The sequence below is a fragment of the Chryseobacterium sp. LAM-KRS1 genome (assembly GCF_013184525.1).
Lineage (GTDB): Bacteria > Bacteroidota > Bacteroidia > Flavobacteriales > Weeksellaceae > Chryseobacterium > Chryseobacterium proteolyticum.
The window spans coordinates 362,972-375,192 of the sequence record NZ_JAAOIZ010000004.1; the positions used below are offsets into that span (position 1 = coordinate 362,972).

13 protein-coding genes are annotated in these 12,221 nt (G+C 35.8%); 6 read left to right on the forward strand and 7 right to left on the reverse strand.

What is annotated here, in order from left to right; translation table 11 throughout:
- Window positions 1-123 precede the first annotated feature (123 nt).
- Together G9C87_RS12690 and G9C87_RS12695 are read left to right on the forward strand one after the other, a co-directional pair.
- Complete coding sequence (locus G9C87_RS12690) at window positions 124-756, forward strand: DUF1579 domain-containing protein (RefSeq protein ID WP_172281658.1); 633 nt, start codon at window positions 124-126, stop codon at window positions 754-756.
- Between the two features lie 313 nt (window positions 757-1,069).
- Complete coding sequence (locus G9C87_RS12695) at window positions 1,070-1,285, forward strand: hypothetical protein (RefSeq protein ID WP_172281660.1); 216 nt, start codon at window positions 1,070-1,072, stop codon at window positions 1,283-1,285.
- A gap of 37 nt (window positions 1,286-1,322) precedes the next feature.
- Here the strand turns inward: G9C87_RS12695 and lepA are convergent, their stop codons facing one another.
- The 5 genes from lepA to G9C87_RS12720 form a co-directional block, all read right to left on the reverse strand.
- Window positions 1,323-3,119, reverse strand: a complete 1,797-nt coding sequence (gene lepA, locus G9C87_RS12700) for a translation elongation factor 4 (RefSeq protein WP_172281662.1) — start codon at window positions 3,117-3,119, stop codon at window positions 1,323-1,325.
- Between the two features lie 77 nt (window positions 3,120-3,196).
- Complete coding sequence (locus G9C87_RS12705) at window positions 3,197-4,216, reverse strand: hypothetical protein (RefSeq protein WP_172281664.1); 1,020 nt, start codon at window positions 4,214-4,216, stop codon at window positions 3,197-3,199.
- A gap of 238 nt (window positions 4,217-4,454) precedes the next feature.
- Window positions 4,455-4,964 (reverse strand): hypothetical protein, encoded by a 510-nt coding sequence (locus G9C87_RS12710; RefSeq protein ID WP_172281666.1) that lies wholly within the window; start codon window positions 4,962-4,964, stop codon window positions 4,455-4,457.
- A gap of 8 nt (window positions 4,965-4,972) precedes the next feature.
- A complete protein-coding gene (locus G9C87_RS12715) occupies window positions 4,973-5,509 on the reverse strand; it encodes a hypothetical protein (protein WP_172281668.1) in 537 nt (178 codons plus the stop codon).
- 13 nt (window positions 5,510-5,522) lie between these two features.
- A complete protein-coding gene (locus G9C87_RS12720; RefSeq protein ID WP_172281670.1) occupies window positions 5,523-6,080 on the reverse strand; it encodes an RNA polymerase sigma factor in 558 nt (185 codons plus the stop codon).
- A gap of 95 nt (window positions 6,081-6,175) precedes the next feature.
- On the opposite strand from G9C87_RS12720, the gene G9C87_RS12725 reads away from it, so the two are divergent.
- From G9C87_RS12725 to G9C87_RS12740, 4 genes are all read left to right on the forward strand, one after another.
- On the forward strand, window positions 6,176-6,925 hold the full coding sequence (locus G9C87_RS12725) for a Rossmann-like and DUF2520 domain-containing protein (protein ID WP_172281672.1): 750 nt from the start codon (window positions 6,176-6,178) through the stop codon (window positions 6,923-6,925).
- Window positions 6,915-7,433, forward strand: coding sequence for a KdsC family phosphatase (locus G9C87_RS12730; RefSeq protein WP_172281674.1), 519 nt, complete (start codon window positions 6,915-6,917; stop codon window positions 7,431-7,433). The genes G9C87_RS12725 and G9C87_RS12730 overlap by 11 nt, the downstream gene beginning before the upstream one ends.
- A 9-nt stretch (window positions 7,434-7,442) precedes the next feature.
- A complete protein-coding gene (locus G9C87_RS12735; protein WP_172281676.1) occupies window positions 7,443-7,997 on the forward strand; it encodes a Maf family protein in 555 nt (184 codons plus the stop codon).
- Window positions 7,998-8,083: 86 nt separating this feature from the next.
- Window positions 8,084-10,705 (forward strand): tetratricopeptide repeat protein, encoded by a 2,622-nt coding sequence (locus tag G9C87_RS12740; protein WP_172281678.1) that lies wholly within the window; start codon window positions 8,084-8,086, stop codon window positions 10,703-10,705.
- Between the two features lie 16 nt (window positions 10,706-10,721).
- Here G9C87_RS12740 and tsaB read toward each other — a convergent pair whose 3' ends face one another.
- Together tsaB and G9C87_RS12750 are read right to left on the reverse strand one after the other, a co-directional pair.
- Entirely contained in the window at window positions 10,722-11,402 is a 681-nt protein-coding gene (tsaB, locus tag G9C87_RS12745; protein WP_172281680.1) for a tRNA (adenosine(37)-N6)-threonylcarbamoyltransferase complex dimerization subunit type 1 TsaB, read from the reverse strand.
- 66 nt (window positions 11,403-11,468) lie between these two features.
- Complete coding sequence (locus G9C87_RS12750; protein ID WP_172281682.1) at window positions 11,469-12,218, reverse strand: SDR family NAD(P)-dependent oxidoreductase; 750 nt, start codon at window positions 12,216-12,218, stop codon at window positions 11,469-11,471.
- Between the last annotated feature and the right edge of the window lie 3 nt (window positions 12,219-12,221).

Here is a 12,221-nt window from a genome sequence, read left to right on the forward strand (position 1 = left end):
CGTTGTGAATACACAAAGTTAATGTTTTGAATTAAAAACTCCACCGTTAAAAAGGCAAAAACCAACAAAATAAAATTTCTTACCTTTAATTTAAAATTATAACCAACTTAAAACTAAACATTTATGAAAAATCTAATGTTCATTGTAATCGCAGCTTTTCTATTGACAGCTTGCGAAAAAGGAAAACCCAATATGGGTAAGGAATCCACAGGATCTGATTCTGCAGCATGGAAACCTGTAGATTCTGCTACCGCTGTAAAGGCATGGACTGAATATGCTACTCCCGGAGAGATGCACAAAATGCTTGCTAAATCAGATGGGAAGTGGACCGGAGAAACGACTATGTGGATGGAAGAAGGAGGAAAACCTATCAAAAGTACATCTGAGTGTACCAATAAAATGATCTTTGGCGGACGCTATCAGGAGAGCGTACACACCGGTAATATGTGGGGAATGCCTTTTGAAGGAAGGAGTATTGTTGGATACGATAATGCGACTAAAAAATTTGTAAGTACATGGATGGACAATATGGGAACAGGAATAATGTATACTACAGGAGATTGGAACGCATCAAAGAAATCAATTGAATTTAAAGGTAAAATGCCTGACATTGCAAGGCCTGGAAAAGAATGCGATGTCAGGGAAGTTTTTACATTCGTGGATGATAACACTCAAATCATGGAAATGTATGGTCCCGGCTCCAAAACCGGTAAGGAAATGAAAACAATGGAAATAAAATTCACCCGTAAAAAATAGAAAATAAAAAAACCGCTTCCTCTGAAGCGGTTTTTTATGCTAATTGGTTTCTGATGCACTGGTTACCGGAACGCTGAAATTATTGTTTAAATAATTAACGTTGTAGACCTGCCCGCTCCAAGTCCCTGTTGTGGAGTTGAAAACATATATTTATGATCATACTTATCAGCAAACATTAACAACAGTAAAAAACACACCTCATTTTCAGTGATTTACCTGATTCTACACCTTATTTTATTATAGAAATTTGATATAGTAAAAAGGTCCAGGCCGAAAACCTTTAAAAGTAGGCATAAAACAAACTAACATTATCATGAATGCAAAAAATTTATTAAGAGTACTTATTGTAATTATCGTCGTTATTGGCGGAGTTATTATTATTGTAATAGGCAAAAAACCATTTCCTGAGCCTGAATGTATTGTATGCGGTACTAAACTGATAACCATGCTTGGTATCGTTGAAATTATTCTGGGATTAGGAGCGCTGGTAGTGCAGAGAAACCTGATTGATAAGCAGAGAAATCTATAAAAATAAAAAGACCGATATGATATCGGTCTTTTTTATATTAATCGTTTAGCTTTAATACGGCCATAAATGCAGATTGCGGTACTTCTACCCTACCAATCTGTTTCATCTTTTTCTTACCTTCCTTCTGTTTTTCCAAAAGCTTACGTTTTCTGGAAATATCTCCCCCGTAACACTTCGCTGTAACATCTTTTCTTAGAGCTTTAATGGTTTCCCTCGCGATAACCTTCGTTCCCAATGCAGCCTGAACCGCAATATCAAACTGCTGTCTAGGGATCAGTTCACGAAGCTTTTCACACATCTTTTTACCGATATGATAGGCATTACTATCGTGAATCAATGAAGAAAGGGCATCTACCATATCGCCATTGATCAGGATATCCATTTTTACAAGTTTGGAAGCTCTGAATCCGATCGGATGATAATCAAATGATGCATATCCTTTAGAAATGGATTTCAGTCTATCGTAGAAATCGAATACAACTTCTGCCAGAGGCATATTGAATATCAGCTCTACTCTTTCAGAAGTTAAATAACTTTGGTTAACGATCTCTCCTCTTTTCTCAATACATAAAGTCATTACCGATCCTACAAAATCAGATTTGGTAATAATAGAAGCTTTAATAAACGGTTCTTCCACTCTATCCATTGTAGATGGATCCATCATTTCAGACGGGTTATTAATCAAAATAGGAACATCCGGTTCTTTTTTAGTATATCCGAAATAAGAAACGTTCGGTACCGTAGTGATAACGTTCATATTGAATTCCCTGTCCAATCGCTCCTGAACAATTTCCATATGCAGCATTCCTAAGAAACCACATCGGAACCCAAAGCCCAGAGCAGCAGAACTTTCCGGTTCAAAAACTAAAGAAGCGTCGTTAAGCCTTAATTTCTCTAATGAAAATCTAAGCTCCTCAAAATCCTCAGAATCAATAGGATAAATCCCTGCAAATACCATCGGTTTAACTTCCTCAAATCCTTCAATCGGCCCACTTGCGGGTTTATCGAAAGAAGTGATGGTATCTCCTACTTTAACTTCTCTGGCATCTTTAATTCCAGAAACCAAATATCCTACATCTCCACATCCAATTGTCTTTTTAGGAACCTGCTTCAGCTTTAAAGTCCCTACTTCGTCAGCTCCATATTCTTTTCCAGTGGCAAAAAATTTTATTTTTTCATTTTTAGAAATACTTCCATTTACTACTTTAAAATAGGCTTCTATACCACGGAAAGGATTGTATACGGAATCGAAGATCAAAGCCTGAAGTGGTGCATCAGGATCTCCTACAGGAGCAGGAATTCTTTCCACAATCTGCTCAAGCAGATGGTGAACCCCTTCACCGGTTTTCCCGGAAACCCTTAATACATCTTCATATTCACAACCAATTAAATTCATGATTTCATCAGTCACTTCTTCAGGATTGGCTGAAGGTAAATCGATTTTATTAAGAATAGGAATGATCGTCAGATCATTCTCCAATGCAAGATAAAGATTACTAATAGTCTGTGCCTGAATGCTTTGAGCAGCATCTACAATAAGAAGCGCTCCTTCGCAGGCAGCAATTGATCTGGAAACCTCATAAGAGAAATCCACGTGTCCCGGGGTATCGATCAGATTTAAAATATATTTTTCCCCTTTATATTCATAATCCATCTGGATCGCGTGAGATTTAATCGTAATCCCACGTTCTTTCTCCAAATCCATATCATCCAGCGTCTGAGACTGTAATTCCCTCTGGGTAACTGTATTGGTATATTCCAATAAACGATCCGCCAAAGTACTTTTACCGTGGTCAATATGAGCGATTATGCAAAAATTTCGTATGTTTTTCATTTAAGAACCTTGTAATTTGCAAAGATAAAAAAAAGCAAGACAATTCATTGCTGTTAATTTTAATCAGTGAAATTAATTTATAATTCCGAAGGAAAATCGTATTCTCCCGTTAAAAGATCAATATAGATTTCAAACTTATCCCCTTTTTTCATTTTCTTTTGTTCTGCTCCCTGTTGAATTGCATCAGCAACACCTCCAATTAAACCAAACATTCCTAATGTATTATTAGAAGCTGCAGGAAAAAGATATCCTCTGTTGCTTACCACATAAAATCCTTTTTCATTTCTATTTAAATCCAGAAAGCCTGATAATCCCTTTTTATAAGCCTTTCCGTTTTCCACGTAAGCAAACATTTTGTAGGCAGGGATCTTATTCTTTTTACCATTTTCCTCTTTGAGTGCTTTAGTCACCTCCCCTTTTTCATTCCTTTCAAGTAGATAATTTCCGGGCTCGGGAGTCTGGTTAAAGAATGAAACGTGATCCAAATAAATCCCATCCTTTAACTGATCGCTCTTATATATTGCATAATTGTTCCTGACAAATGATTCATAATCAGAAAGCTCGTTGATAGATACTGCATTTCCAACAGGTCTCTTTCTGTATGTTCTCATGAATAAATCAAAAAAAACATTAGGAACATTCTTAACTAAAAGTTCTGCAATTTCCTTATTATTGAATGTAACTACAGTATCTTTTTTATATAGGAAACGATATTGATCCCCTTCCTTTGAAAATGTCTGGGCTGAAAAATCAATGCTCCCACTAGTATTTTTTCCAATTGTTTCTCCAACACTTAATTTAAGCCTTTTTAAAATCAGAACCAGGTCTGCACTTCCTCCCTCATCATTTCCTTTTTTATACCAGTTTCCTAAATCATTTCCCGGGCTTGTAAGGAAAACAACTTCCTTCTCTTCTTTTTGATTTCCAAAAGGAAGAATTCCTATTTTTTTGTCTTCTCTTTGATCAATAACCGTTAAAGTCTTATAAGTTTCTTTTCCGTAATTTGGAATACTCCCTTTGAATTTGATGTATTCTTTTCCCTGAGATAATACGGTGATTGCAATAAAAAGGCTTGCAGTCTGAAGTAATTTCTTCATCTTTTTTATATTTTTTGCAAAAGTAAAGATTAGTTTTAAACCAACTACACCAAACAAAAAACATTCATAAAAGTTATTAATCTCTATATTATTTTAAATCTTATTTTGAAAAAATGTAGTCTCCCGTAACGATAATTGTTCTTACAATGCCTCCCACAAAATATCATTTCAAACATAAAATCAAACGACTCTTACAAAAAGATTCGTAAGAGTCGTCCAACATTAAAAAAATAAACTATTATGGGTTTTGTTTCGGCGTTCCCGAATTGTTATGATCGTGGGGCTTTCTGTCATTCATCTTATCTCTCATCCTCCACTCCGATTGGAACAATTTCAGTACTTTCTGACAGGGAACTACCCGCTGCATTTTCTCAGCATATTTTTTTCTATTATCCAGTAATTTTTGTCCCAGCTCAAAGCTTTGCTGTAGCTTGACTTTGGCTTCTTCATCAGACATTTTATCAGGATCAAAATCAGGGTTAAACTGGCTTTTTATCTGTTTCTGATTATCTATGTATTCATTATAAATTGCCGTAAATTCTGCTTTATCTTTCTCATCTACATTCAGATTGTCCAGCATCATATTATCTCTGAATTTTTTCAAAAGATCTTTTCTCTCTTCCGGAGAAAGGTTATTGATGATCTCCTTTCTTTGTTTAGGGTCCATCTTTTTCCAGTCATAATCCGTCCTTTGAGCATGTAAACAAAAGCCGTAAATAATAAAAAGGGTAAATAATATCTTTTTCATCTCTTCTTTTAATTATATAAATCTAAATAAACGTCTTCTGTTGAATTCTTGGCTAATTCTGCAATCTCAGAATTAGAAAATGAATCCAGATATTCGTTCATTTTAGTTTCAGTCTGCTTTGAAACAGCGACTCCGTTCTGGGGTTTTGAAACTGTTTCTGCTTCAGTATCCTGAGAATCGTCTATCTCTGCACTTTTCTTGTTTTGAACTATTTGATCCGTGCTTTCCACAGAAATTAAATCAGATTTCAAAGTTTCGTAGGCAAGCTCGCTTTCACTCTTTGGAGCCTGGTCATTCTTTGCATAACTTACTTCAGAAATACCAGAATCTTTTATTGTATTTTGATCGGAATTGAAAACAAAAATACTTCCAAAGATCAAAGCTAATGACGCGGCAACCGCATACATCCAATTTAATTTAAATATGGGTGCTTTTTTATTTGCCTTCACGTCATTCATCACTCTTTCCTGGATCATATTAAACATATCATCAGGAGCTTTGTAAATGTTTTTACGTTCTAATTTCTCTATATCGAACTCTTTCATCTTATTATGTTAATCAAAAATTATTCTCGTAATTTTCTTTAATATATTCTTCTATCTTTTGTTTGGCATAGTGATAATTTGTTTTTAAGGTTCCTACGGACATATCAACAATTTTTGATATCTCTTCGTAAGGCAAATCATCATAATACCGCATCATAAATACGAGTTTCTGTTTTTCAGGCAGACTCTGTATAGCATTCTGTAATAAAACCTGTATTTCATCGGCATCTTTTTCAGCATTATCCGCTACAAGATTTTGCATATGATACTCAGCATCTTCATCAGTTTTCTGCATTTTTTTCATTTTATTAACTTGCTGTAATGCTTCGTTGGTAGCTATCCTGTACAACCAAGTATACAGCTGGCTATCATTTTTGAACTGGTGAAAATTCTGATAGGCTTTTATAAAAGTATCCTGCAACGTATCCTGAGCAAGATCTCCATCTACAATAATTCTTCGTATATGCCAATATAATCTACTTTGATAAGCATCCATCAAGGCACGAACTCCTTTATCCTGAGTTCGGGGATTTTGCATCAGCGTAATAATTTCCGCGTCCTTAATCTTCATAGATGCTTTCACTGTTTTGGATTACAAAAATATCTAAAAGTTAAATACTTTGTTCAATTTTCAGTCCAAAACTCATAAAATATTATCTTTGTTATATGCAAATTGTAATTATAGGTTCCGGAAATGTCGCTTACCATCTGGCAAAAGCCTTTGTTCTGAATAACATTCCGTTAGCTCAGATTTTTGGACGAAATGAAAAGGATTTGGAAAAAATAGCTGCGGAGTTACATATTCCTTATTCCACGGAAAAGCTCGAAGATGCCGATTTATATATTATCTGTGTAAGTGATAACTCTGTACAGAATGTTTCAGCAATGATCACTAAAAAAGATTCACTTGTTGCTCATACTTCAGGCTCGCTTCCTAAGGAGCTTTTAGCAGGGGAGTACAGGAAAGCAAGTTTTTATCCTTTACAGACATTTTCCAAATCCAAAGATCTCACCTACAAGAAAATCCCTTTTTTCATAGAGACAGAAACCGAAAAAGATAAAGAGATTCTTTTTGAGCTGGCATCCAAAATATCTGATCATGTAATGGAAAGTAGCCATGACAAAAGAAAATATATCCATCTTACAGCGGTTTTCGCCTGTAATTTTGTGAATCACCTTTTTTCTAAAGCCAAAGAAATATCGGATTCCCAGGAGATTCCGTTCGACTATTTTCTTCCGTTAATTGATGAAACCGTTCAAAAAATTCATGAAATTGAACCCAGGCTTGCGCAAACGGGTCCGGCTGTAAGAAATGATGTAAGGGTATTGGAACTTCATGAGCAATTGCTAAAGGATGAAAGCCTTGAAATATATAAAGTAATGAATCATTCTATTAAAAAAATGTATGGGTTATAAAGAGAAATTAAAAGATATTAAAGCATTCGTATTTGACGTGGACGGTGTTTTTACCGATGGAAGTGTGTATCTGATGCCGGGTGGAAATATGAGCAGAGTGATGAATGTTCTGGACGGCTATGCAGTAGTAAAAGCTTTAAAAAATAATTATTTAATAGGGGTCATTACCGGAGGAAATGATGAAATGGTAAAACATCGCATCAATTATCTGGGTATAGAAGATTATTATGCCAAATCACATGATAAAATGGCTGATTTTGAAGATTTTAAAAAGAAATACAATCTTAAAAATGAAGAGATCCTGACAATGGGTGATGATCTTCCTGACCTGCATATTATGGAAAGTTCAGCCATCGCAGCCTGTCCAGAAAATGCTGTTCCCGAAATCAAAGGCATCGCTGATTATATTTCCACAAAGCAGGGTGGAAGTGGAGCTGTACGTGACGTAATCGAGCAGGTAATGAAGGTGCAGGGAAACTGGCATGATGACAACACACAATCTGTATAAATACTTGATATGAAATTACTTTTAGCATCACAATCACCCAGAAGAAAGGAATTGCTTTCCAGCCTTGGATTTGATTTTGAAGTAGTAACAATAGATTGTGAAGAAATCATTCCTGATGATATGGCTATTGAAAATGCGGCTGCCTATCTTTCTCAATTAAAGGCAAACTCATTCCGTCCACTTGAGGCGGGTGAAGTTTTACTCACTGCAGATACCGTTGTTGCGTTAAATAATCAAATTCTTGGAAAACCGAAAGATGAAGCCGATGCTCAGCATATGCTGCGATTGCTTTCCGGAAAAACGCATCAGGTATATACAGGAATTACCATACAGACGGTTGATCAGGTTTTTACAGAAACGGATGTTGCAGATGTGGAACTCGATGAAATTTCCAATGAGGAAATTGATTATTATATTACCCATTACAAACCTTTTGATAAAGCAGGAAGTTATGGTATTCAGGAATGGCTGGGAATGGCAAAGATCAAAAAATTATCCGGTAGTTTTTATACAATAATGGGGCTTCCAACCCATCTGGTTTACAAAATATTGAAAGAAATATAAATTTTTCCAATATAAAATTTTATTATTTTTACAAAATCATCAAACTTTTGATAATAAAAAGTAGATTAGCTAGTTATATTGAAATAATGAAAAAGAATATTTTATTCCTTTTAGCAGCATGTTTTGTTGTATCCTGTGCCACCAAGGTAAAAAAACCGGAGCAACGATCAAAGTTCTTAAAAGGTTTTTCCACATATTATAACACTTTATTTAATGCAAAAGATGCATTGAACAGTGAATTTACGACCAGAGATAAGGGGCATAAAGATAACTTTTATGCTCCTTATATTCCTATACTTACCTATGAAAATCAGCCCTTGGGAAGTGATCTTGGACAATCAACGGCCTTTGCAGAAAATTCTATGAAAATGGCCGAAGTAAATAAGCCTTCTAATTCTTCCGGAAGGGGAGCAAGCGGGCCTCCGGGTAAGCCTGGTCTCCAGGATATTCCCGGTATGGTAAAAGACAAAGTTAATTCCGCTGTTGCAGGTGTAACGGGAAATGATTCCAATCAGCCTGAGGTAAAAGGAGCTACGGCGCTTCAAATTGCAGAATCAAAGGCTTTAAAAGCTATCAATAAGTATTCGGTAGTGAGAAATGGGGAAGAAAAGAATAAACAGATTTTTGATGCCTATATGATCCTTGTTCAATCCCGGATCTATCAGGACAAACCTTTAGAAGCCCTTGATGCCTTAAATTATGTTTTCACTCATATGAAAGAAGACAAAAGATTACCATTAGCTAAGGTTTATCAGGGACAGGCTTATGCCCAGATGAAAGATTATCATAAAGCTCAGGAGATTTTCACTAAGCTGAAAGGAGAGGGGATCAGTAAAAATGATGATAAATTATTGAGTATTTATAATTCAGAAACTCTTTTGGATGCAGGTAAAAAAGAAGAGGCAGTAAAAGAACTTGACAGAGCATTTGAACTTAACAATAACAGTAAATTAAAAAGCCGAATTTCATATTTAAGAGGACAAATCCTGGAAGGACTGGGCCAGAATGAAAAGGCCAGAGAAAGTTTTTTAGCTGCTTATAAATATGCGAATGATTTTGAATTTGAAGTTAAATCGCAGATTGAAATCGCAAAAACCTTCAATGGAAAAGGGGATTATAATGGTGCTAAGAATTATCTGGAGAAAATCAGTAACAAGGGAACTTACATGTCCAGAAAGAATGAATTTTATTATGCTTTAGGACTTATGGCCAACAAGGCGGGTAAAAAAGAAGAGGGGCAACAGTTTTTCAGAAAATCTTTGACGGAAAAGGTTTCTGATCCGCAGGTTCGCGGTCTTGCTTATTACGAGATAGGAAAAAACTACCTGGATAAAAATGATTACATCGGTGCCGGAGCATATTATGACTCTGCGCTTGCTGTTATGACCTATGAACCATCTAAAGTCCTTTTAAAAGATCAGTCCGAGAATATTAAAAAGATCTCAAGAAACTATTACCTGATCAAAAAAAATGACAGTATTCTTTCATTAGCAAAAATGACCGATGCTCAAAAAACTGAATTTTTTGCCAAGCATATTGCCAAATTAAAAGCCAAGGAAGAAAAAGAAGAATTGGAAAGAAGACGTGCTGAAAGAAGTAAAGGTTTTGACACTGGAGATTATAATTCCAACTCTATTTTCGCCAATAGTTCAACTTCTTTTGAAGATTTCGGAACAGCTCCTAAAGGATTTTATTTTAGCAATACGGGAACTGTAAGCAAGGGTACTTCCTCATTTAAACAGGTTTGGGGCGACAGGGCATTAAGTGATAACTGGCGTTATTCTAAAAAAATGTCTTCTATTGATGATATGAAGAATGAAGCGCTGGGAGTAACATCAGCTCCTGATCCGAGACGTTTTGAACCTGCTTTCTATATTGAACAGATTCCAACGGATGCGGGTAAACTAGGACAACTGAAAAAGGATAGAGATACGGCTTCTTTAGGATTAGGGATCATGTACCAGAACTATTTTACCAACACACCTTTAGCTACTAAAACACTGTATGATCTGGTTGATGTAAAGCCGGAAGAAAAAGTACTATTGCAGGCGTTGTATGAAATTTTTGCAATGAATTATGAGAAAAACCCACAGGCATCAGAGAAGGCAAAACAGATCCTGTTGACAGATTATCCTTATACTTCTTATGCAGAATTTGCAAGAAATCCTAAAAATAATTCATTTGTAAAGTCCTCTGAAGATGTTGAAAATGAGTACAAAAGAGCATACGCATTATATGAAGCAGAAAAATTCAGTGATAGTAAGAATGTCATTGACCAGACTATTGAGAAGTATCCAAAAGATGCATTAGTCCCAAAATTGTATTTACTGAATGCTTTCAATACCGGAAAGTCCAGTGGTAAAGAAGTAATGATTCTACAATTGGAACAGATTGCATTAAATTATGCCAAAACACCGGAAGGTATTAAAGCTAAGGAAATGCTTAACTATCTGAAGAGTGATCTTGCGTTCCAGGCAACGGACAACAAAGGAAATACGATACCTCAGAACCAGAATAATGTACCAGTACAGCCTGCTTCACAGAATAATGTTCCTACCAGCCCGGATAATAACGATGCTCAAAAAATACAGGACTTTAATGGCCAGCCACCTGTAAAGAAAAAATCAAAAAGGTTTGGGAATCCTGATCAGAATAAGCAGGATCTTCAAATGCAGAATCCGAATTCACAGCCTCCAAGGCCAAAATAAATAAAAAAGCGAAGATTTAATCTTCGCTTTTCTTTTTCTTTACTCCATGAAAATCTTTTACATAAAAAGGTTCAAAGTAAGCAATATCTTCGTAGTCTTTACTTTCTGTTTTTTCAAGCGTCTTCTTTATCAGGTGTTGTGCGGAAGGGTATACCTCTTCATTATATTCTGCGTTGGGTAACTGCAGTATTTCTTTTGCTTTTTTAGCGCCATCTCCTACAAAAAGTATTTTTTTATCCGACCATTCACTAAAAGATTGTTCATCAAGAATTTTAGCTTCCGTAGAAGAAATCTCTTCTCCTGTAATGCCGTCATAAGCTGCCGTATAAACCTCCATTCTCCTTGCGTCAACTAAGGGTATGATTACATCATAGTTTTGTCCTAAAAAGGGCTCTTTCATGCTTTCGAGAGAATTCACCGCAATCAGAGGAATTTTTAAACCATAACAAAATCCTTTTGCAGAAGCTGCACCAATCCTTAATCCAGTATAAGAGCCGGGGCCTTTTCCCAAGGATATGGCTTCAATCTCTTTAATGGAAATTCCTGCCCCTTCCAATGCCCACTCTACAAAGGTATGCAAGCTTTCGGATTGTTTATAGTTTTCAGAAACTTCTTCACATACACACAGGAGTTTATCATTATCTGAAATGGCAACTGAGCAGTTTTTAGAAGAGGTTTCTAGATATAATATTTTCATTTTTGTAAGCTTATCGGCAGGTTTAAATACACTTAAATAATATCTGCAAATTTAATCCTTTTAAATCTATTTTCTGTAGATTGTTCTCGGTTCACTTTGTGCACTCGGATAGATTGTCATATCTGACACATTCACATGTTTTGGAGCATTTACACAATAGGCAATAGCATCTGCTATATCTTCAGCCTTTAAAGGCTCATAACCAGCATATACGGTAGAAGCTCTTTCATGATCCCCTTTGAATCGTATCAAAGAGAAATCTGTTTCTACAGCTCCCGGCTGAATATTAGTTACTCTTATTCCGAATTCAGTGAGCTCCAAACGCATTCCTTCGGAAACGACATCAACTGCCTTTTTGGTCGCACAGTATACAACACCATTGACGTAGGTCTGTCTGGCAGCTACTGAGCTGATATTAACGATATGTCCGGAATTTCTTTCTTTCATTCCTGGAATAATCGTTTTAGAAACATATAAAAGTCCTTTTACATTTCCATCGATCATAGAATCCCAGTCGTCCGTTTTTCCAGCCGAAAGAGGATCTAAACCATGCGCATTTCCGGCATTATTAACCAAAACATCAATATTTTTCCATTCCTCAGGAAGAGAATTGATTGCATTTTGTACTTCTTCCAGGTTCCTAACGTCAAATTTTAAGCTGAGTACTTCTGTAAAAGCTGATAATTCGCTTTGTACAGACTCCAGTACTTCATTTCTTCTTCCACAGATAATAACCCTGTTTCCTTGTTTTGCAAAAAGCTCTGCTGTTGACTTTCCAATCCCGGAAGTTGCTCCGGTTATTAATATTGTTTTCATATC